At 69.2% G+C, this 20,117-nt stretch carries 17 protein-coding genes and 3 pseudogenes; 6 read left to right on the top strand and 14 right to left on the bottom strand.

Annotated elements, in window-relative coordinates; translation table 11 throughout:
* Positions 1 to 23: 23 nt before the first annotated feature.
* From ACIGA3_RS29290 to ACIGA3_RS29230, 13 genes and pseudogenes are all read right to left on the bottom strand, one after another.
* Positions 24 to 767 (bottom strand): hypothetical protein, encoded by a 744-nt coding sequence (locus ACIGA3_RS29290; RefSeq protein ID WP_399721341.1) that lies wholly within the window; start codon positions 765 to 767, stop codon positions 24 to 26.
* The gene (locus ACIGA3_RS29285; RefSeq protein WP_399721340.1) at positions 748 to 3,057 is read right to left on the bottom strand and encodes a hypothetical protein; all 2,310 of its coding nucleotides are present in this window, start codon (positions 3,055 to 3,057) and stop codon (positions 748 to 750) included. The genes ACIGA3_RS29290 and ACIGA3_RS29285 overlap by 20 nt, the downstream gene beginning before the upstream one ends.
* A 66-nt stretch (positions 3,058 to 3,123) precedes the next feature.
* Positions 3,124 to 3,648: a hypothetical protein gene (locus ACIGA3_RS29280; RefSeq protein ID WP_399721338.1), complete on the bottom strand. Its 525-nt coding sequence runs from the start codon at positions 3,646 to 3,648 to the stop codon at positions 3,124 to 3,126.
* Between the two features lie 909 nt (positions 3,649 to 4,557).
* The gene (locus tag ACIGA3_RS29275) at positions 4,558 to 5,508 is read right to left on the bottom strand and encodes a hypothetical protein (protein ID WP_399721337.1); all 951 of its coding nucleotides are present in this window, start codon (positions 5,506 to 5,508) and stop codon (positions 4,558 to 4,560) included.
* 274 nt (positions 5,509 to 5,782) lie between these two features.
* Positions 5,783 to 6,175: pseudogene (locus ACIGA3_RS29270) on the bottom strand (beta-1,3-glucanase family protein); the annotation flags it as partial.
* Between the two features lie 210 nt (positions 6,176 to 6,385).
* Positions 6,386 to 7,033: a type I-E CRISPR-associated protein Cas5/CasD gene (cas5e, locus tag ACIGA3_RS29265; protein ID WP_399721336.1), complete on the bottom strand. Its 648-nt coding sequence runs from the start codon at positions 7,031 to 7,033 to the stop codon at positions 6,386 to 6,388.
* Positions 7,030 to 7,695, bottom strand: coding sequence for a type I-E CRISPR-associated protein Cas7/Cse4/CasC (locus ACIGA3_RS29260; RefSeq protein WP_399721335.1), 666 nt, complete (start codon positions 7,693 to 7,695; stop codon positions 7,030 to 7,032). Before ACIGA3_RS29260 ends, cas5e begins: the two co-directional genes overlap by 4 nt.
* A complete protein-coding gene (locus ACIGA3_RS29255; RefSeq protein WP_399721333.1) occupies positions 7,692 to 8,213 on the bottom strand; it encodes a type I-E CRISPR-associated protein Cas7/Cse4/CasC in 522 nt (173 codons plus the stop codon). Before ACIGA3_RS29255 ends, ACIGA3_RS29260 begins: the two co-directional genes overlap by 4 nt.
* Positions 8,210 to 8,881, bottom strand: a complete 672-nt coding sequence (locus ACIGA3_RS29250) for a type I-E CRISPR-associated protein Cse2/CasB (protein WP_399721331.1) — start codon at positions 8,879 to 8,881, stop codon at positions 8,210 to 8,212. The genes ACIGA3_RS29255 and ACIGA3_RS29250 overlap by 4 nt, the downstream gene beginning before the upstream one ends.
* Positions 8,882 to 9,200: 319 nt before the next feature.
* Positions 9,201 to 9,386 (bottom strand): hypothetical protein, encoded by a 186-nt coding sequence (locus ACIGA3_RS29245; RefSeq protein WP_399721330.1) that lies wholly within the window; start codon positions 9,384 to 9,386, stop codon positions 9,201 to 9,203.
* Positions 9,383 to 10,479: pseudogene (gene casA / locus ACIGA3_RS29240) on the bottom strand (type I-E CRISPR-associated protein Cse1/CasA). Before casA ends, ACIGA3_RS29245 begins: the two are co-directional and overlap by 4 nt.
* Before the next feature lie 636 nt (positions 10,480 to 11,115).
* Positions 11,116 to 13,983: a CRISPR-associated endonuclease Cas3'' gene (locus ACIGA3_RS29235; RefSeq protein ID WP_399721329.1), complete on the bottom strand. Its 2,868-nt coding sequence runs from the start codon at positions 13,981 to 13,983 to the stop codon at positions 11,116 to 11,118.
* A gap of 476 nt (positions 13,984 to 14,459) precedes the next feature.
* Entirely contained in the window at positions 14,460 to 14,855 is a 396-nt protein-coding gene (locus ACIGA3_RS29230) for a hypothetical protein (RefSeq protein ID WP_399721328.1), read from the bottom strand.
* A gap of 576 nt (positions 14,856 to 15,431) precedes the next feature.
* Here ACIGA3_RS29230 and ACIGA3_RS29225 point away from each other — a divergent pair.
* From ACIGA3_RS29225 to ACIGA3_RS29210, 4 genes and pseudogenes are all read left to right on the top strand, one after another.
* Positions 15,432 to 16,109 (top strand): hypothetical protein, encoded by a 678-nt coding sequence (locus ACIGA3_RS29225; protein WP_399721327.1) that lies wholly within the window; start codon positions 15,432 to 15,434, stop codon positions 16,107 to 16,109.
* Between the two features lie 67 nt (positions 16,110 to 16,176).
* Positions 16,177 to 16,476, top strand: a pseudogene (locus tag ACIGA3_RS29220) (helix-turn-helix domain-containing protein); the annotation flags it as partial.
* A gap of 59 nt (positions 16,477 to 16,535) precedes the next feature.
* On the top strand, positions 16,536 to 17,351 hold the full coding sequence (locus tag ACIGA3_RS29215; protein WP_399721326.1) for an SAM-dependent methyltransferase: 816 nt from the start codon (positions 16,536 to 16,538) through the stop codon (positions 17,349 to 17,351).
* A gap of 228 nt (positions 17,352 to 17,579) precedes the next feature.
* Positions 17,580 to 18,452 (top strand): hypothetical protein, encoded by an 873-nt coding sequence (locus ACIGA3_RS29210; RefSeq protein WP_399721325.1) that lies wholly within the window; start codon positions 17,580 to 17,582, stop codon positions 18,450 to 18,452.
* A 95-nt stretch (positions 18,453 to 18,547) separates the two neighbouring features.
* On the opposite strand, the gene ACIGA3_RS29205 is transcribed toward ACIGA3_RS29210, so the two are convergent.
* Positions 18,548 to 18,934: a VOC family protein gene (locus ACIGA3_RS29205; RefSeq protein ID WP_399721324.1), complete on the bottom strand. Its 387-nt coding sequence runs from the start codon at positions 18,932 to 18,934 to the stop codon at positions 18,548 to 18,550.
* A 178-nt stretch (positions 18,935 to 19,112) separates the two neighbouring features.
* Here ACIGA3_RS29205 and ACIGA3_RS29200 point away from each other — a divergent pair, with 178 nt between their 5' ends.
* Positions 19,113 to 19,343, top strand: a complete 231-nt coding sequence (locus tag ACIGA3_RS29200; RefSeq protein WP_399721323.1) for a hypothetical protein — start codon at positions 19,113 to 19,115, stop codon at positions 19,341 to 19,343.
* A 42-nt stretch (positions 19,344 to 19,385) separates the two neighbouring features.
* Complete coding sequence (locus ACIGA3_RS29195) at positions 19,386 to 19,772, top strand: hypothetical protein (RefSeq protein ID WP_399721321.1); 387 nt, start codon at positions 19,386 to 19,388, stop codon at positions 19,770 to 19,772.
* Positions 19,773 to 20,117 lie beyond the last annotated feature (345 nt).

Here is a 20,117-nt window from a genome sequence, read left to right as displayed (position 1 = left end):
GGGTCCGACGAGGCTGGTCATCATCAGGGGTCCGTGGGGAGGTGCGTCGTCCGCAGGGTGCGGATGTCGGTGGTGATGTCGGGGCGCCCGTATCGGTCCGTGAGGGCGGCCAGCGTGTCGATCAGGTGGATTTTGGCCTCGTCCGACAAGTGGTCGGCGAATGTGTGCAAGAGACGGGCCAGCGGCACCCAGAGGCCTTGGGGGGCGTACGGAGCGGTGGTGGCAAGGAGTTCCTCGAGCCGGGTGAGGGTGGCGGAGTCGGTGGTCTGCGGTGCGGTGGTGAACCAGTAGGCCAAGGCCAGGGAAGGGTCGGTCAGCAGGGTGTCACGCAGGGTGCGAGCCTCGTCCAGACGTCGTTGCTGTTCGGTCTGGCGCTGCTGTTCCTCGCCGAGGTGGCGTTGGTGGGTCAGGGCGGCGTGCTGGGCGTCGGCCTCGGCAGAGAGGTGTACAGCGGCCCAGGAAAGTCGGACGGGGAGGTGGGGGATGTCTGCGGGACGGCCTAGGTGGGTGTTGATGCGGGCGGCAGCGAACACGGCATCGGCTGCGGAGTACTGGCTGGTGATGTTGCGGGCGATGGTCAGGGCGTGGTTGGCGGCCGCAGCGGCGGGGTTGTGGTGAGGGCGGGGGGAGGGAAGTTCTCCCCAGGTTCCGGTGAGGGTGAGGGTGAAGGGGTATCCGGGGGTGATGCTGGGGGCGGGGCAGGTGAGGTCGAGGGTTCCTGTGCGGGGTGCGGGCCAGCCGCCTTTCTTATGCGGTCGTCGGCGCATGGGGGTGCGCGGGGGCGGGGTCCGCTTCTCGTAGGGCGAGGAGGAGTTCGTCGCGCAGTTGGGTGCGTGCGTTGGGTTGTTCGTGGGCTGGTTCCCATCGGTAGGCGGCATGGTTGAGGGTGAGGAATCGGGGTGCGAGGTAGGTGCGGCTGTCGGGGTCGACGACGGCTTCGGTGAAGGTAGTGATGATGGCGGGGCGCAGGTCTGGGTTGGCGAGGGCGGCGTCGAGCCAGGCCGTGAAGGCCGTGTGGAGGGCGGTGCTCGGGCCGCCGTTCAGGGCGCAGCGCCAGCCGTTGAGGGCCCAGATGCGCAGGTCTTGGCTATCCGGGTGTAGCAGCAGGGTGGTCCCGTTAGAGGTTCGGCTGGCGAGGTGGAGGAAGGCTCGGCGTGCGGCTGCGGTGTGGTGGGGCTGGGAGGCGGTGTACCAGGAGGTGAGCGTGGCGCGGATGGTGTCCTGCAGGGTTGGCTGGTCCCACAGGGTTGTGAGTGCATCTCCGACGGCGTTTGCCACGTCGGAGTCGGTGGTGTGGACGGCGAGCTCGGACAGCCGTTTGAGGGCGATCTTGGGGTAGGCGGGCCCGAGCTGGGCGAGGGCGCCGGCGAGTGCCTTTTTGAGGGCAGTGGGGGTGTTCTTGGAGTCCGTGAGGTCGTCGGTATCGGCGGCTTTGGCCCAGGCGAGGTAGCGGTCGCGGGCGGGTCTGCCGGCTGTGGGGTCGACTGCGGCGGCGACGAGGAGGTCTTGTGCGTGTTCTTGGAGGTGCCGGGAGCTGGCCCAGTGGGTGGCCACGGCACGCAGGATGGTGAAGCTCCGTTTGGCGAGGGTGTAGCGAGTTGCCCATTGGGTGACGCGTTCGGCTAGCGGGCTGCCGAGGTCGGAGGGCAGTGATGCTGCCTGGTGCGCGGTCCATTGGGTGAAGGCGGCGGCGTGGTGGGGGCGGTCGACCCAGAAGTAGTCGACGACGGCTTCCGCGTACCCCGGTTTCCTGAAGCAGATGCGGTCATCGGGGGTGAGGTCCGCTCCGATGGTGTGGGTGAGTTCGATGATGCCGGGGCCCTGCTGCCCGTCGGTGGGGTGTGGCGTGTCGTTGAGTTTCTGGCCGAGTTCGCCGTGTGCGGTGTAGATGGTCTCGGCTGGCGCCCCGTCGAGGACGGCCGTGGTGAGCAGGTAGTTGCGGTGGCTGCTGTTCGTGTGCGCGGTATGCCACTCGAGCAGATCGCTGCGCCAGCTGCGGGTGGAGCTGATGACGGCTTCGACGAGTTTTGTTACGGGTTCGGGGTCGGTGGCTGCGGCGTTGAGGGCGACGGCGGCCCGGATGATGCGGGCCCATCGTGCGGCCTCGGCAGGCAGGGCTGTGTTGAGATACTCCTTGATCTTGGGGTTCGTGCACCATGTCTCCGGCTGGTCAATGCCGGGTCGAGGCTTTGACAGGTGGGCACGCAGCGCATCGAGGCCGTGGGCTGGTTTGAGCGGGTGGGCCAGTTCGCTGGCTTCGTCGGCTACGCGGGCCCAGGCGTCGGGGTGTGTGACCACGACGAGGTAGGACCGGGTGGTGCGCAGATGGGTCTCTACTTCCCTGAGGTGGTGCCCGGCGCCCGTGTGCAGGGTCTCTTCCTCGTCGCGCAGGTCGAGGATCCAGCCGGTGTCCTCGTCCTTGAGGCCTTCGAGGTCTGTCCTCTCGTCCGGTTCGCGACGCATCTGCCGAATGGTCGCCGTTTTCTGGTCTGCCAGGACGTGGAGAGCGGTGGTGTAGCGGCCTGTTCCGGCAGGAGCGTGAATGACAGCCACGCGGTAGATGCTGAGGAGTTGGGTGATGGCCGCCACCTGTTCGTCATCGGGGACGTAAGCCTCCAGCCGTGCGGCGATCCATTCGGCAGGCAGAGGAGTGCCCCGCAAGCGGCGGATCTCGTTGATGTTCTGTACACCGACGACGGTTCCGTCGTTCTGGTGGATGTTCTGGTGGATGCCGGGGAGGTCGTAGGTGCGGGGCGTCTCGGCCGTGTGGGTGGCGCCTGCGGAGTCGGTGCGGGATGCGGGAGTGGGCTCGTCGCCGTTGTCGGGTGACTGCGCTCTCGTGCTGCTGCCGAGCGGGGCGTCATCCTGGTCCGCGGGTTGATTCTCCTTGGTGTCCTGTGCAGGGCCGTGCCCGTGAGGCCGCAGGGTGTCGTGTTCGGAGGTGTCCTGGGCCGGAACAGGATCTGGCTGCGGCTGACGGGTGTCGGCCCCGGGCAGCGCGGTCGCCTCGTCGTCGTGCGCAGGGGCCGGCGGTTGTGTCGTGTCGTTCAGGGGCACGGCGGAAGCCTTTCGGTCAGGATGTGCTGCGGCATGCTCCACTTGAGGGGAGCAGGCGGTCGCCTTCTACTGCGGGCCGATACGCCGTGCCTTCATACCGGTCAGCGTCGCGCCTGGGCCAACGCTCTGCGCGTCTTGCACGACGCGGGAGTTGCCGGTGATCTCGTCGGCGTCCATGCCGATGGCCTGCCCGGACACCGTGGTGAGGTTCTGGCGTACGTACGGGGCGGAGGCAGGCCGGGCTTCTCCTGCGAAGGTCAGGTACTGGCTGTAGATGTCTTCCAGGGCGGCGCGGAGGCGGGCCAGGTTTCGCAGGAGCGCCTGGTCGGCGGTACTGACGGGGATGTCGCCGCGGGCGTAGGCGGCAAGGCCGTCTCGCAGCAGCTCGAGTTCGGTACGGTGCAGCGCCAGTTGGTGTTCGTCGGGATGCAGGGGAACACCAAGGGTGCCGACCAGGCCGTCAGGGACGGTGACTTCGTCTTCGGGTTCGGCGCCGCGGGGGCCGAGTAGACGTTCCACTCGGCTGAGGAGGAAGGTCGTCACGGCGGGAAGAACCGAGCTGATAACGGCGATCTCAGCGGGATCCGGCATGCTCCACTCCCCCATTTGCCACGACGGTGAATCGCCTGATTATTTCTGACGCCAGGTGGGCGTGGGTGACTTCGAGGAAGATGACAGAATTCCCTCGCCCGACCCGTTGGGCCGGAATTCGACGGGTGCCGATCAGGCTATTTACCCGGTCAGTGAGGGTCTTCCTGCTGGTGCCCGGCATCTGCTGACGACTCGTGACCAGAGCGTCGGAACGCGGCCTCTTCAGGGAACCGTTCCACCCTGACCTGCCGCCACGCTACGTCGAAGGATGTCCTGCCGCAGCTTCTCAGGGACCGTCGAAGCGCCTGCCAGCTGGTGACAGGATCCATGGCCAACCGCAGCAGATGAAGTCGCATGGCCACAGCGTCCTCACGCGCCGAGTCTGCGTCCGCCCCTTCAGCGAATATCCGAAGATCAGGATGTCCGAGCGATTCATTTCCGCCACCATCGGTGGCAACCAAAGTTAATTCAGGGGTCATTGTTTCTCTTGTTTCCCAAGAAATCTCGCAGCTCGATACAGGTGCTTCCTATCCGGCCATGCTGCTGACCGCCGTCTGCCGGCCAGCTGATCCACGAAGACTTCGCTCCGCCGCTGCCGCCGAAGCAGGACACAGAAAGCGCCCGAGGGTTTGACACGGGCACGACGTCCTTGGACGCTACCTGCGCCTCAGCGGCATGGACAGCCGAAGCGAGCCCCCGGCCGGTCCGACATCGCCGATCTGCGGCATGCCATCCCTCAGAGCGCACCCCGGGACAGCTGAGCGCGCCGCCGACAAGGCACCGCTGCAACGATCAGCCGCAAAAGCCGATCCGGGATCCGTCGCGGATCGCGACACGCCTGCAGACGGCAACGACGGACATGCATCCAAACAGCTCAGTGCCGTGACGGCGCAAGTACCGCTACCCGATTCAGCGCTTGGTCTCCCCAACCTGTTCGATGCCGACATGGTGGGCCCAGTTCCCGGTAGTGCACCAAGACCTTCCCTCGGGCCAGACCAGGTCCGCCCCCATGAACTGGGCGAAGGCGCGCAGTTCTCCTCCGGGGTCACAGGGAAGAAGGATGGCTTTGCGCATCACACCGGGTAGGTGGCGGGTGTACTGGCCGAGCTGTCCCGTCGCGTACCGCACATCGTCGGTCAGGTTCTTGCCGGCCTTGGCTTCGATGAGCAGGCGCAGTTGCGCGACCCAGGTGTCGGTGAACAGCGGGGCGCACTCGGGCGAGTGCCGGATCCGGATCCGGTGCACCGCGTAACCCTGAGTGATCAGATAGCGCTCGAACGTTTTGGATAGTCGAGTCTCGGGCCGCTCGCCGTCCAAAGGGTCTTTGAGGGCGTCGCGACGTAGAAGATCGCATCGCTCGACCCTGCGGACGTCGACGGTGCGGGGGTCGCCTGGGGCAGACATCCGGCCGGGGTGGTGGGTGAGGTTGTCGATCATGCGCAACCGGTAGAGCGGGTAGCGTACGGGCGCACCGTGCGGGCTCGTTATGGTGCGCTCCTCGGCGATGCCGTCGAAGACGAACGATCCGGCGTACCGCCACAGGCCGTGTGCCGGGGCACGGGGAGCCAGCAGCAGGTGCAGGCGTCGGCCTGTGGTCCACGCCGTCTCGATCGCTTTGTTGACGTAGTGGTCTTCCCAGGACTTGGAGGCATAGCTGGTGGCGCCTTCGTAGTAGAAGGTTCCGCCCTGACGCCATCCGTCCCCGAACTGGCCGTCCTTGCTGAAGAGGAAGGTGTGAGTGCTCGACTGCAGCGGGGCGATCCCTCCCATGAGCGAGCCGCCGTAGGACTTATGCAGCAGCCGGCGCGTGGTGAAGTCCCCTTGGTCCAGGACCCACCGGCCCGATCGTGTGGCAGCCATTTTTTCCGCCCCCCAACTCCTATCGCGTGCTGTCGCTGTCACGTTAATTGCCATCTGTGACATCTGAGGACTCGGGCAGGTAGCGGCGGCGCCGCGGGGGCAGTCTGGTGTGGGGCGGCGGCACGTCGGACGGTGCTGCGTCGAGGGGCTCGGTCCGTGTGTGGTCCACGGCGCCGTTGTCTGCTGCGGCAGGGCGGCTGTCCGCGGGTGCGGCTGAACTTCGGGGTCCGCCCCGCGTGGGGGCGGGGCGGACCTCGGTGCCGACGGGCCGGGGTTACCAGCCGACGGCGACCAGCAGCCACTGCGGGCTGCCGTGGGAGACGAACGAGGACTGGCCGGCCACGTCGTCGTAGGGGAAGCCGTAGGCGAGGTGGTTGATGGCGTTGTCGTGCCAGAACTTGGCGTAGTAGTTCCCCGGCGCGGCCTTGTAGTACTGGCTCGGGTCGGCCTGCTGGTTCGCGGGCAGGTTCGCCACGTGGCGGTTGAGCCCGGCGCACATGTCGGGGTTGGCGGCGAGGGCGGCGGCGCAGCCGAAGATGTCGGAGGTGGCCGCGTTGACGCCGACCGACTGGGCGTACGAGGTGAAGTAGTTGGCGTTGGCACCACCCGCGCGGAAGCTCGGGTCGCTGCCGGGGGCGATGATGCGGTACGGCGCCTGGGTCTGCGACGGGTGAGGCATACCGTCACGGGGCGGCCGCGCTGCAGAATCTGAGCCACGCCCGGGACGGGGAGCCGGGATGGGTGCTGTGCGTGGCTCCCCCGCGCCCGCCGGTTGTGGTCGCCGTGCCCGTGTGGAAGGCGATCGTCACCGCCGGCCGGAACGATGCCGGCGGGGACCCGCTGGCGGCGGTCGGCTACCCCATACCGGTAGAAACGGCTACCCCATGCCGGTAGAAGCGGGCGAGGACGGACGGGCGTGGGTGGTGGCCGCCGACGCCGTGCGGGTGGACCTGGAGGGCGGCAAGTCGGTGCGTGGTGGTGTGGTGAGGCTGAGCGGGACGTGGTGGAGGAGTTCACCGACGGGGTCGGGGTGCGGGCCGGCGAGAACGAGGGGTTCGTTGGGGAGGCAGGCGCGCCGGCCGAGGTAGGGGCCGAAGGCGGGTTGTTCGAGCCGCTTCAAGAGGTGTTCCAGGAACGGGTCGGGTCCTTGGACGGCGAGGGTGAAGACGGCGTCGGCGAGGTAGACCCGTTCGGTGATGAGGGTGGACTTCTCGCGGGGGCGGTAGGCGCCGCTGCTGGTGCGCAGGCCCTGGCGGTGCGGGCGGCCGCCGCCGACGGTGTGGTAGTCGGTGTGCCGGGTGCCGGGGCGGTCGATGCGGACGGTGAACGTCAGGTCGGTGTAGGGGTTTTGGCCGGTGGCCGAGTCGGGGGCGAGGGCTTCGCTGCGGGGGCGTGCGTCGGCGGCGGCGAACAGGCCGATGAGGGCCGAGCGGGAGGGGAAGGGGAGGGTGTCGCGGTAGTGGAAGGCGGCGTGTTCTCCGAACGACATCAGCGGTGCGGCCAGGCGCAGCAGGATGCCGTTCATACGGCGGTCCCGGCGGGCAGGGCCGCGTTTTTGGTGAGGGCGTCGATGAGGTCGTCGAGGCCGGCGTGCGCGGTGCCGAGGTGGTTGACGGGGCCGGGGTGCAGGGTGGCGTAGCCGCAGCCGACGAGGCGGCGGGTGCCCAGCAGCCGGTTCAGCCCGGCGCCATGCTCGGACAGGGCTGTGATGGCGGGAGCGGTGTACCCGCCGCCGGGCGCGTGCTTGACGGGCTGTTCGAAAGCGCCGGCGTAGGAGACGGGGCGGCGGTCACGGATCGTGTAGTGGACCAGGTGGGGGTAGGTGTGCGGAGCGGTGGAGGTCTTCTTCGCGCCGGGCATGACGTCGATGAAGGCGTCGGCGAACAGACCCAGCAGGCGCAGGGCCTGCTCGTGGTCGCCGTTCAGGTTGCGGGTCAGTTCGGTGAGGTTGACCGTGGCGTAGCGGTAGAGCAGGCCGGTGGTGAAGAACGCGGTCTGCAGGTGGGCGCTGCCGGCCTCGTTCGGGGCTGCCCAGTCCTCGACGGCGGTGAAGTAGTCGGGCTGGGGTGAGCTGGCGTGGACGGTGAAGGCGGGTGCCATCTGCACGGCGCCGTCGACGTGGGCGTCGGGCACCTCGGCGAGCATGCGGCCGAAGAGGTTGATGGTCGCGGTGCGCCGGCGGATCACGGAAGCAACCCTGGGCGTGGGCACTCCGCCTTGAGCTTCTTGCGGGGTCCCTTGGCCGGGGCGGACTGTGAGGCGGTTTCCTTGGCGAGGGCTTCTTCGAGTTGCGGGCGGTGTTCGGTGCATAGGTCGGTGAGGTCGTCGAGGACGTCGCGCGGCAGGTAGAGGGTGGCCGAGGTGATGCCACGCTGGTTTTCCTCGGTCTTGAGGCCTTCCGTGGTGGCCGAGCGCACGATCTGGGTTCCGGCGAAGGCAGCCAGGTCGGTGGGCCAGCCGGCCGCGCGCAGGGCGTCCGCCACCCGCAGGGGCAGCATGCGGGTGCGGGCGGCGTGTTCGTCCAGGACGTCCTCCAGGCGCAGGCGCACGGCCCGCTTCCAGGACTGCGAGGACACCAGGGCGCGGACCACGCCGCCCAGGTTCAAGGTCTTGGGCAGGTCGTCCTCTCCTCGGTTGAGGAGGGAGGCGGGCAGCGGATGCAGGATGTGGAAGTCGGCGTAGCGGGCGGGGGCGTAGGCGGTCATGTCACTGCTCCTTGGACGTCAGGGGTGTGCAGGGTGAGGAAGTAGTTCTCGCGCCAGCGGGCCGCTATCTCGAGCTGGTCGTCATCCCACCAGGCCAGGTCCTCCAGCAGGACGGCGAAGTCGAGGCGGGCGGCGCCGCGGCTGTTGAGGTGGCCGGTCAGCGTCCACAGCGCCGGGTGCAGGAGCGAGGTGTCGAGCCGGGTGAGGGTTTTGACGCGGTTGGTCATGGTGGCTTCTTTGAAGCCGTAGCGGGCCACCGCGATGGCGAGGTGGGTGCCGAGATCGGGACGGCGGCGCCAGGGCCGCTCAGCCGTGCTCGCCGCCGCTGCCGAAACCGACTGGTAGGACGTCGGAGCCGTGTTCGCGGTCGGTATGGTGGCGGCGTCCTGGTCCTTGCCGGTGGCGGGCTGCTCCGGGTGGTAGGGGCCTTCTTCGTGGGGCAGGTCGCGGTGCAGGGCGATGAGTGAGGCCACGGTGTAGTGGGCGCGGCGTGCTCCGAAGCCGGCGATGTGCCGGGTGAGGTGCTCGGGCATCCGGGAGCACTCTGCGACGGGCCGTCCGAAGCCCGAATTGAGGTCGGCGCGGATGCCGTTGACCGCACACAGGGTGATGACCTGGCGGACGAAGTCGTCGTAGTGGGCGCGGCGTTGCGCGGTGGTGACGGGCATAGGGGCGACAGCCTCCGATAAGGCGGCAAGACAGGAGAAGGCAGAGGGATGTGGTGCGGGAGGATCAGCAGCCGCGCATGCGCAGCCGGGCCAGGGCGGTGGCGACGGCTTCGGCGGCGCGGAAGTGCTGGGCGATCGCGGGGCAGGTGGCGGTGCGCAGGGCGTCGATGGCGTCCGCGGCGAACGCCGCGCGGGCGCTGCGGGCGGGTTCCTTCAGCAGGTTCCAGAAGGTGGCCTCGGCGCGGGGCCAGTACAGGGTGCGGGCGCTGCGGGTCCAGGTCGGCAGGTGGCGGGGGCTGCCGGAGTTGGTGGTCTGCTGTCAGGCGTCCCGGGAGAGGCGGTCGAGATGGGCGCCGATCTCTTCGGCGGCCTTGCGGCATGCGGCGACCCGCTCGGCCGCGGCCGGGTCGCATTCCTGCATCCAGGGCCAGATCGGCGGGGTCAGGGCCGTGTACCAGGTGCGGTTGGTGGTCTTGCCGTCCTGGTCGAATCCGTAGACCCTCACCCGCAGGGCGGCGCGCAGGTCGGGGGCAGGTCGTTGAAAGTCGTGAAGGCGTCGGGGCGCTGGACGGTGTAGCGGCCTTTTCCGCTCTTTGCCTGGGTGCCTTTACGGTCGTCCTCGTCACCCGCCAGCAGCAGAGCATCCAGGTCGCGCCACAGGGCCCGGTCGGCGTCCGCGCGGCGTGGTCGGTGGCGTCGGGTGACCGGTTCGTCCGCACGGACGTGATGGATGAGGTACGGGTCGAGGACCGGGAGTTTTTTCTGGGTGGCCCAGGTCAGGTAGGCGTCGGTCACGTGGCGTCCGTCCGGTGCCGGGATGAGAAGGACGGCGTGACGCGAGCGGCCGGTCAGCAGACGGCCCGGTGAGGACACCGGCGGCGGCGCGGCATCGGGGTCCGGGCCCTCGACGGGGTCACCGTCGTCGTCGGGGTCGGGGTGGGGCAGCGGTTCCTCCCACGGGCAGTGGTCCGCTGCGTCCGGCCAGGACGGGTCGGGCTTGGGGATGCCGGCCAGGAGGGGGCCCGGTTGAGGGAGCGGCCGCCTACGGTGCGCACGGACCATTGTCCGGCCGCGCCGTAGTAGTGGTGGATGAGCATGTGCGATAGCGCCTGGGCGCTGGGCACCGGCTGCGGGTCGCTGTCGGAGTGCGGGCTGAGCCAGGAAAGGTTGTTGCCCTCGGGGCGGCCGAAGACCAGCTTGTTGACGCCGGCGCGTTGCGGGCACTGGCCGGCCAGTCTCGGGTCTTGCAGGAACGGCCGTTCCGGGTGGAACAGGTCCCAGATGTAGGTGTCGAAGTAGGCATGAACGGCGTCGGGATCGAACCCGGCGGGATGCGCCAGTAACTCCCTTCGGCGGGCAGTCCACTGACGTGCCGTCATGCGTCGCTGTCCTCGTGCGTCCAGGCCGCTGACCCGTGCGGCCATCACCACGAGCAGGCGCAAGACAGCTGATGCCGCCGGCGGGACGGGAAGTGCCAGGTCCTTGATGAGGTGGGCGCGCAGCAGCACGTCCCGCCACCCCAACTCCTCCTGGCGCCCGTCCGGGAAGAGGACGGGAATACACGGTTCTTTGTCGGTCTCAAAATGCGGGGAAGACACACAGGATCCATTGCCGGGTGCGAACAAGAGAGGGACTTCCGGGAAAACTCGCGCGCCAGAGCGGGAATTCTGCGCACGCCAAGACGCCAGGGGCGCACCAGGGTGGCAGGAAAGAAAAAGGAAGGGGCAGACGGTGCGGGCGCGGGCCGGGTCAGGCCATGCCGACGTGCCGCCCCTGCACCACGGGGGCACCAAGGGTGCGGTGCACACAGCGCAGTAGGCAGGGCGCGCGAGACCGGACTCGAACGTCAGTCCGGCTCCGCGTTTCCATATTAGCCATAGACGAGCAGCTTCCGAACCACATAGTTCAGTCGAAAATTACCGGTCGGTGCCCCTTTTTTTGAACGTAAGTTATTTCCGGACCGCACTCCTCAATCCGTGCCGACGGTGCGACGGCTGTCACTTCTCATTTCGCTGTCACTGCCGGTTCTTGCGCAGATGTCAGGCATTCCTGTCTGGCCCCAGCCGCGGCAGGGTGGCATCGGATGAGAAGCCCTGGCGGCCGGGGATGAGAATTCGCGGCCTTCTGTCTTCTGACATCGCGCAGCTGCGCGCCCTGGGAGGAAGGTACGGCCTTCCTGCAACGGCGATGCCCGTGAGGGGAGTTCGGGCGGGCGGTGTGGGGCGAGAAGCAGCTCAATCTTCGGTGTGGACCAGTCCCAGGGCGCCGTCGAGGTGCAGACGGTGCCGGCCAAAGCGCACCGGCCGGGAGGGGTCGCCGACGTCCTGCGGGAGCAGGACGAGGTCGGCGAGGAGGGCGTGGTTGCGCCAGGAGGCGGGGATGCGGTGGTCTCTTGTGCGGCCGGCGACCCAGGCGGCGGGGACGGGCAGGGTGTGCTGGAGGATCGTGCGGATCTGGGCGGTGGTCGGTTTGCGGTGCTCGGGCAGCGGCCGGGTGCCGGCCGCGTCCAGAGTGAGGCGGCCGCCGGACATGCGGTAGACGGGCAGGAGTCGGCGGGGCGTGGCGCCCAGGCGGGTGGCGGCCTCGCGGGGGTGCAGGTTCTGGCGGTGCAGATCGGACAGCGAGAGGGTGTCGTACCAGGCCGGCACGAGGTGCAGGGCGCTGTGGTGTTCCTCGGTGCGGGTGCGGGCCTGGTGCAGGGTGCGGCTGCGGCTGCGGCGCAGGGTGGCGTCGGTGCGGGCCAGGGCGTCGGCGTCTCCGTGTACGGCTTCCACGAGCTGCTGCACGTCGTCGGGCAGGGTGAGCGGCTGCTCGGGCCGTCGGGCGAGATAGGCGGCGGTGGCGAGCGACAGGAACGGGGAGTCCAGCGGGCGCCAGGCAGGCGGCAGGAGGGTGCGGCCTCGATGGTCGGTGGGCTCCAGGACGATCAGGCGGGGGCGACCGCCGCACAGCCAGGCGGGCCGCTCGATGTGGTCGAAGCGCCACAGGCGCCCCAGGCGTTGCAGGAGGGTGCGCAGGGGCGCCAGGTCGCTGACCATGACGTCGACGTCGATATCGAGGCTCATATCCAGCAGGCTGGTGGTGACGACCACCAGCCGCCCGGGGCGGTCACCGGCTGAGGCCAGGGCGGTGCGGATACGGCGGGTGAGGGCCTCGCGTTGGTGGCCGGGCAGGCGGCCGTGCAGCAGGAACAGCTGGCCGTCAGGGCCGCCGTCCGACCAGTCGAGGGCGGTACGCAGATGCGTGTAGGTGGTCTGGGCGTCGGCCATGGTGGCGCAGTACACCGCCGCGCAGCCGCCCGAGCGGGCGACGGGGGCGATCTCATGAGTGATCCGCTCCAGGCGGCTCTCCCGGGCGGGGGTGTCTTCGGGGTCGGTGCAGGAGGGGTGGCGCACCGGGCGGAGACGGAGGTCGGCGCGGCGGCGGTGGCGGTCGGCGTGGGCGTCGGCCGCGGCCGGGCCGATGCGGGCGAGGGAGGCGTCCGAGGCGGCAGCGTAGAGCCAGCCCGGGCAGGGGGGCCGGCAGTCCAGGTGGGCTGTTGCGGGGTGCGGGTGGCCGGCGCCGTCGAGATAGCTGCGGACGAGCTGGCTACTGATGTGGCCGGGCAGCGTCGCGGACAGCAGCACTACGGGGCAGCCCAGGGCGCCGAGCCAGTGCAGCAGCCGGGACAGTGTCTGCCGCATGAACGGGGGCAGGGCGTGGACTTCGTCGACGATGACGGTCCGCCCGCACAGGGCCAGCATGCGCAGGGCGCTGAAGCGGACCGGCAGGGCGGCCATGAGGGCCTGGTCGTGGGTGGCGACGGTGAACTGGGCCAGCAGGGCCCTGTCCCAGCCGCGCAGCCAGCCGTCGGGCACCGTCACGCGTTCTTCGGGCCGCTCCCCCGCAGCCGGCCTGCCCCCGTCATCGTCGCCGTCGTCCGCGTCGGGCCAGTAGGCGTCGCTGGTGGAGGGTTCGTGGGCGGCCAGGCGGTGGTCAGAGTAGGCGGTGTTGTCGTAGCTGTGGCTGTGGACCAGGGAGACCGGGGCGTGCTCGGGATGGTGGGCCGCGACGTAGGCCTCGAGGAGGTCGTAGGCGGCGTCGGTGGTGGCCATGGTCGGCAGCAGCCACAGGATGCCGGCCGTGTTCCCGCAGGCATTGAAAATCCGTGCTGCTTCCAGCGCGGTGACGCTCTTTCCACCGCCGGTGGCGTCGATGACCACCAGGATGCCGGGCCCCTTCTTCCCCACCGCAGCAGTGAGTTTCCCGATCGCCGAGGCCTGCAGGGCGTTCGGCCGCTCCAGACCGCCGTGGGCCTGGGTGAACGGCACCTGCGGCAGGGTGATGCGGGTCAGCCCGGACTCCTCGACCACGGTGGGGGCGTCCCGGACGGCCTGGGCGTAGTGCTCGCCGGCGCCGAAGGCGGGCGCCTGGGCCTTGGGCAGCCAGTAGTGGCGCTGGCTGGCCAGCCGGTCCGCGATGATGCCGATTCCGGTGATCAGCACGGCCGCTGGCACCGACACGTCCGAGGGCACAGCGGTGGCGCCGGTCAGGTGGCGCAGCAGGGCGAAGTAGCGGCGGCGCAGATCCTGCCAGGCCGGCCCGCCCAGGGCGAGGTTGACCCGGGAGGCTTTGGCCGCACCACCGATGTCGACCTGCAGGAACCGGCCGTGGTGGCCGCCTATAATCTGGGCGACGAGCACTCCGGGGCTGTCGGAGGTGTCCGCCGGGTAGCCGGCCTCGGCCAGCAGGTGCAGCACACTGTGCATGGACGCCCGTTCGTGCGGCATACGCTGCCAGTTACGGATGTCCGCGCGCAGGGTGTCGCTGACCCGGGCCCAGGGATACGCCTCTTGTTCCTGAAACGCTGACAACTTGCCGAGATCGTGCAGGCCGGCGATGAACATCACCAGACAGCGCGCCTCGGCAAGGGTGAGCCCCAGCCCGGCGGCAATCAGCCGACGCTGACCGCAGGTCAGATACCGGTCCCAGACCACACCCGCGAGCGCCGCGACATCCAGCAGATGAAACAGCAGCGGATACACCGCCCACGCGCCACGGTCGAACTTTCCCCACGACGTCAGATCGATTCCGCTGCGCCGGGCATCCTCCCGCACCCCCACCAAACGCTCCCGCCATGCGCCAAGCAGCCCTCAAATACAGCCTGTTGAGTCCACATCCTGCCGCATGCAGGCACCTCCCCCGGCACACCTGCCGGGAAAGGCAGGGTGTAGCCTGCGATCGGATTTCGCCGGTTTCCTCATCCTGCGAGGGTGCGCCTCTGCTGGTCATCACAGGCCGCTCAGAAACCGTTTCCCCACACTCATGGGGGTCTGTCGACCGACACGGTGATCCGCGCATCCTGGTGCTGTCTTCCCCACACGCGTGAGGGTGTTTCTGCCTGCTGCGCCTTGCTCGGGCCCTTCGCCACGTCCTCCCCACATGCGTGGGGGTGTATCCCAGGTCTGGGAGGGCGATCACATTCAGGCCCCACACTCCCCACACGGGCGGGGATCACGAGCACTACACTGCTTTGGTTCTGACGGAGCCAAGACCATCCCCGCGCTCGGGGGCGGCTGGTGAGGGCCCGGGCGGGTCGTCACGCGGGGCCGGACTCGCTCCTGTGTCTCAGGGCGGCGGTCACGGTGCCGGTCGCGGCGAGGCTGCCCAGCAGGACCAGCGTCACGCCGACCCCGAACAGCCCGGTGGAATCGTCCGACCAGTCGTAGAAGGCGGCGACGGTCAGGCCCGCCGAGGTGCCGACCACCACGCTCCGGGCGTCGCACCGCAGCGCGCCCCAGCAGACCGGCACGAGCAGGGTCAGCACCAGCCCGATCACCTGCCACGGCTGGTACGGGCCGGTCGTGGAACCGTCGGGGTGCACGTCGCGGTGCTGGTCCCAGCCGAGCCAGGCGGCCCAGAGCGCGGCGGAGGCGATGGCGGGGAGCAGGAAGGACAGGGGCCGGGCGGCAGACTTCTTCAGGTGAGGGCTCATGGCTCCAGCGTTCCCGGCCGCCCGTCTGCCAGGTAGAGCGCGTGTGCTCACTTCGGCTGAGTACCTGAGTACCGCCGGCATGAGTACGTGATCACCGGTCCACGGGGTCCGGCCGATGCTGCGAGGGAGGAGAACGTCTCGGCGGCGCGCGCCTGCGCACGTACGCCACGGGCCTCCGCGTTCGTGGATCGTTGTCAGTGCCAGGCCGTGCACGCGCGCAGTCGGCCGGCCCTCGCGTCCGCGCAGGCCCGCGCCCGGTAGCCGGGTCCGTCCCAGACCGCGTGGTCCTGGCCTTGGGACACACTCCCTCGCCCGGCGCGGTCTTGCGGCCCAGGGGGCGAGGTGCGGTCGCCGTACTGGCATCCAGCCGCACGTGGCCGCCCGCGCCGACCCAGCCCGCCGCGAACGCCCGGTCGTGGCCACGGTGTTGCTCGGCATGCAGACGGACCGTCACCCGCCAGAAGCGCGCTGCGGACCAGGCGTTCACCGAGGGCATTGTCAATCGCTCCTACCCGCCGGAACACCTCCCTCGCAAACTGGCCGCCCGGCCCGGTCACGGCCCGGCAGACTGCCGTCATGCCTTCCGACAAGACCACCGTGCAGCCTTACGCCCCCGGCACCCAGTGGACGTTCACCACCCGCGGTACCTCCTACACCCAAACCCAGGAACTCGCGCTGCTCGCCCAGCCGTACGGCAGCAACATCACCGCGGAGTACGAACCGGCGGAGGCAACCGCCACCGACGTCTGGCAGCGGTGGGTGACCGAGCATGCGGACCGGGAGCACCAGAGGAGACCCGACCTGTACCGGCCCGGCCAGGTGCCCATCATGTGGAGTGTCACGACGCGCACCGGCAGCATCATCATGGAATTCGCCGTCGGAAGCCAGACCAGAGCACGATCATGCCGTAGCCCCGGCCGAGGCCGGGGCTCACGGATCGACCCAGGCTCAGGTGAGAAGGACGGCCAGAGCGGCGATTGCGGCGGCGAGGGGGAGAACAGCAGCGACCGCGACGGCGGCGCGGAGGAGGGCGGTGGGGTAGGTGGCGGCCGTCGAGGCGGGCCAGTTTGCCCGCGCCGGCGGCGGCCAGCAGTGCCGGGCCGGGCGGACTCTTCGGTGTCGTCGTCACTTGTTCGTCTGCTCGCTGCGGAACGGACACGACCTGCCCCTACGGGGTCACGGCCGATCACGCCCCAGCACGCGATTCCCGGCCCGCGCTGCAACCGGCTTCCTGATAATTTCAACAGCGCGTAATCACCCTGGCGTCAACATCAAGTCGCTGTCAGAATAGTGTCGTTGATGGTCACTCAGGAGGTTGGGCGTGAGCGAAGCCCGTCCCAGCACCAGCACACCGACAGTCCTGCGCGTGATCCTCGGCCGTCGGCTGCAGGACATCCGACTCGACGTCGGCGCCTCGCTGGAGGACGCGGCACAAGCCCTGCGCGTGAAGACCCTGCCGATCCGTCGGCCGGAAAAGGCCGAGGTCGCGCTGAAGCCTCCCTACGCGGACAAGCTCCTGGAGACCTGCGGAGCGGACCGCCAGGTGACCGACGAGTTCCTCGACTTGGCCGAGCAGGCCACCGAGCCCGGCTGGTGGGCCTGCGACCGCGACGCCGTCCCGACGACACCAGTCCCGTTCCTGGCCTGCGGGCCGACAGACACACGCGTAAAGGGGAGAACATGACCACCAGGCAGGTCGGCCGGGATCTCGACACGAGCAAGGCGCACTCGGCCCGGATGTACGACTACTTTCTCGGTGGCAAGGACCACTTCGAGATCGACAAGGAGGCGGCCCTGGTCGCCGCCGACGCCCACCCCGGCATCTATATGACCGCTCGCGAGAACCGGGCGTTCATGCACCGGGCCACGCGGGTCCTGGCGCAGGAGCACGGCATCCGCCAGTGGCTCGACATCGGCACGGGTATCCCGACCGAGCCCAACCTGCACCAGGTCGCTCAGTCCGTCGCCGCCAACGCCCGTGTCGTGTACGCCGACAACGACCCCCTCGTTCTGAAGTACGCCGAACGCCTCATGCGCAGCACGACGCAGGGACGCACGGCCTACGTCGAAGCCGACATCAGGGACCCCGATGCGCTGATAAGCGCCGTGGAGGCCTCGGAGGTCCTGGACTTCGACCAGCCCATCGCCCTCTCCCTCAACGCGCTCATGCACTTCATCACCGACCCGCACGACCCGTACGCCATCGTCCGCCGGCTGCTCGACCCGCTCCCGGCGGGCAGCGCCCTCGCCATGAACCACTGCACCCCCGACTTCGACCCCGTCACCTGGAACAAGGTCGCGGAGGTCTACACCAAGTCCGGTTCTCCGGTGCGGTTCCGTTCGCACAGCGATGTCCGCCGTTTCTTCGACGGACTCGACCTGATCGACCCCGGCATCGTGTGCTGCCACCGCTGGCGGCCCGCCGGACCGGCCGAAGGGCCGGAGCCCACGGACGCCCAGATCAGCCTGTTGGCCGGCGTAGGCATCAAGCGCTGACCGGTGCCCGGCCGATCGTGCGACCGACTGGGCGAGGCATCTTCCAAGGGAGCGGGACCGCGCCGCCCGGCCGGGCTCCCCTCCCCCGCCCGTGTCCGGGCGCTCGCTCTCACCTTCCGTGCAGGCAGGTCAACCCGGTGGCACGCCGGTGCCCTGAAGGAGTCGGATGAGGCCGCCTGGGACGTGTCGGCGGCGCCTGGCGGCACTGCTGGCTCCAACGCTCCCGCCGTGATCTCTACTGAACTCTTCGGCAGCATCCCCCGCACGCCCGAACTGCTCTCCGCGATCTCGGACTTGAAGGCCGGGCGGACCGACGGCGCCACGTTCGCCCGGATCCAGGACCGGGCCGTCCGCGAGACCGGCGAAGCCCTGGAGGTTACCGGCTCGCCGGTGATCACCGACGGCGAGCAGGCCCAGCCCAGCTTCCTCACCTATCCGGTCGAGGGCCTGTCCGACCTGGACGCCGACGGGGCCCTCATCCCGTTGTTCCCCGACGGCCACACCCGCCAGCTGCCCCGCCTCACCTCTGGCCCGTTCCGGTACAAGACGCACGCCAAGCAGTACTTGCGGTCCGCCAAGGCGCACGCGAAGGTCCCGGTGAAGCAGGCCGTCGCCCCCCTCATCCCTGAGCCTGCTCTACCCGTAGGGCGGGATCGACGGCTACCCGCGCGAGCAGTTCCTCAAGGACCTGATCAGCGAAGCGAAGACGGGACATCCGCCGCTGCCTGGACGCGGGCGCGCACGTTATCCCAGCTCGACTTCGAGGAAGGCCGCCTGGCACTCACGGTGAACCCGAGCGGCGGCCCGCTGCGCGAGTTCATCGACCTGAACAACCAGGTCCTGGAGCGCTTCACCGACGCCGAGCGCGCCCGGATCGGCGTGTACAGCGGCCCGGAGCCGACCAGGGCACAGCCTCGGCGTCGACTACGCCGAACTGCTGCCGCACCTGGTCACGCTCACGGTCGGAACCTTCTACCTCCAGCTGGCCGGCGAGCCCGACCCGGACCGCGTCCTGCGCGTCGTGGCCGACAACCTGCCCTCCGAGTCCGGCGCCGCACCAGACGACAGAGTCCTGGCATCGAGGTCAGCCCAGGGCAGTGACGCCGTCCTCGCCTCGGCCCGCTTGGGCTCGCAGGCGTTCGGTAGTGCGACGACGCCGCGCCGGCCCCACGCAACGATCAGCGGCACGGTCACACTCAGACCAGGGTGGATACGCAGAATGGGTGGCCTGCGGGGTCCAGCAGGACCCGCCACCGGTCGGGGTCCGGCTGGAATTCGGGCTTGACGGCACCCAGGGCGATGAGGCGAGCCTGAGCGGCGTCCAAGTCGTCGACGCCGATTTCTATGTGGGCCTGCTTCTGCTGGGATGGGTCCGGCCAGGTGGGGCGGCGGTAGTCGGCGAGCCGGTTGAATCCCAGTCCGGCAGCTCCCTCTTGGCCGAGCAGGATGAAGTCCTCGGTGGAGAAGACCACAGGCAGACCGAGGGCCTTTCCGTAGAAGTGAGCCAGCTCGGCGGGGTCAGGGCAGTCGAAGGTCACAGCCGAGTAGCGGAACGTGGATGCTGACATGTCTTCATGGCTCATGCGTGGGACGGTATTCGGGATCTAGGACAGGACGGGTCCTATTTGCGACGCGGTCGCCACCGGCCTCTGTGTCCGGCGCCGGACCCGCCGACTGGAGTGGGCCGCATCTTGAGCTACTCAGTCACTTCCCACTGGGTCGCCGTCCAGCTGGAACACACCGGCACTCGAAGACATCCACGTGACGGATGTCGGACTGACTTGGCTGGCCTCCCGCTGGGAAGTACTGGACGAGCTCGAAGAGGAGTTGGCCGTACCGCACCCCCTCGACGGCGGCCCCGTCACGGTGTGGCTCAGGCTGGCCGAGTCGTCGGTCGACCAGGTCGACCGTTCCAAGGCCGCCCAACTGGGCCAGGACGTGCAGCGCCTACTGCGCTCACCGCTGCCGGACGAGACCGTAGGAACGGTCTGACTCGCCGCCACCCACGGCATCTTCGACCCACGCGAGCACGGCATGAGCGCCCGCTCCTGGCTGCGGCGGGCGGAAGAGGCATGGCTGGCCCGGGTACACGAGGACGATCCGGCGTTCGTCCCCCCGGCGTCACAGCCCGTGGCGGACGAGAAGCTGCGGCGGGCCGTCCTCCAGGAGATCCATCCGGTCGCGCGGCGTCTGGGCCTCGCAGCCGAGCACCCTCCGTTCGGCACTCCGGTGACCGGCCTCGTCCATGCTCTGGAGCAGGTGGTCACCGAGTCCTGCGCGGACCTCGGCTACCGGCTGTTCCTGCGGGCCATGAAGGCCTACCACGTATCGGCGGACAAACCGAGTCTCGTCGCTCTCGGCGAGCGGTTCGGCTACCCGGACGGGGTGGTGCATGAAGGTCTGAACGACCGGCCCGACTGAATCAGGAAACGGGGGCGCGCGGACACCCACGGTGTCAGCGCTGCGGCCTCGAAAACGCCGGCATGGGGTGGGGTCGAGGACTGCGGCCGCATGATGAGCGGAGGAAGTGGGTACGGTGCGCGCCGCTGACCGAAGAGGGCGCCGTAGTACGCGTCTTCCGGTTCGTGCTGCATCCAGATGTTGCCGGTGGGGGGTCTGCGTTGTTGCGTTGTGGGATCATCCGGTCTGTTTGCGCTGCGCTCTTCGAGATGCGTGACGAATGAAACGCCTCACCTCACCCCCGAAGACGCTATGGGTGGTATCTACCGTAAACCCTCTTTTAGTTACTCCGTGCCACCCAACGCA

It is taken from the genome of Streptomyces sp. NPDC085596 (assembly GCF_044541565.1).
Lineage (GTDB): Bacteria > Actinomycetota > Actinomycetes > Streptomycetales > Streptomycetaceae > Streptomyces.
Note: the sequence above shows the minus strand (reverse complement) of the source record. Positions and strands in the feature narration are given on the sequence as shown.

Excerpts from the sequence above, each read along its gene's own strand:
- cas5e (WP_399721336.1), bottom strand. The coding sequence starts at position 7,033 with ATGAACGGCATCCTGCTGCGCCTGGCCGCACCGCTGATGTCGTTCGGA.
- ACIGA3_RS29275 (WP_399721337.1), bottom strand. The coding sequence starts at position 5,508 with ATGGCTGCCACACGATCGGGCCGGTGGGTCCTGGACCAAGGGGACTTC.
- ACIGA3_RS29255 (WP_399721333.1), bottom strand. The coding sequence starts at position 8,213 with ATGACCGCCTACGCCCCCGCCCGCTACGCCGACTTCCACATCCTGCAT.
- ACIGA3_RS29195 (WP_399721321.1), top strand. The coding sequence starts at position 19,386 with ATGAGCGCCCGCTCCTGGCTGCGGCGGGCGGAAGAGGCATGGCTGGCC.
- ACIGA3_RS29225 (WP_399721327.1), top strand. The coding sequence starts at position 15,432 with ATGCCTTCCGACAAGACCACCGTGCAGCCTTACGCCCCCGGCACCCAG.
- ACIGA3_RS29250 (WP_399721331.1), bottom strand. The coding sequence starts at position 8,881 with ATGCCCGTCACCACCGCGCAACGCCGCGCCCACTACGACGACTTCGTC.
- ACIGA3_RS29290 (WP_399721341.1), bottom strand. The coding sequence starts at position 767 with ATGCGCCGACGACCGCATAAGAAAGGCGGCTGGCCCGCACCCCGCACA.
- ACIGA3_RS29230 (WP_399721328.1), bottom strand. The coding sequence starts at position 14,855 with ATGAGCCCTCACCTGAAGAAGTCTGCCGCCCGGCCCCTGTCCTTCCTG.
- ACIGA3_RS29280 (WP_399721338.1), bottom strand. The coding sequence starts at position 3,648 with ATGCCGGATCCCGCTGAGATCGCCGTTATCAGCTCGGTTCTTCCCGCC.
- ACIGA3_RS29205 (WP_399721324.1), bottom strand. The coding sequence starts at position 18,934 with ATGAGCCATGAAGACATGTCAGCATCCACGTTCCGCTACTCGGCTGTG.
- ACIGA3_RS29215 (WP_399721326.1), top strand. The coding sequence starts at position 16,536 with ATGACCACCAGGCAGGTCGGCCGGGATCTCGACACGAGCAAGGCGCAC.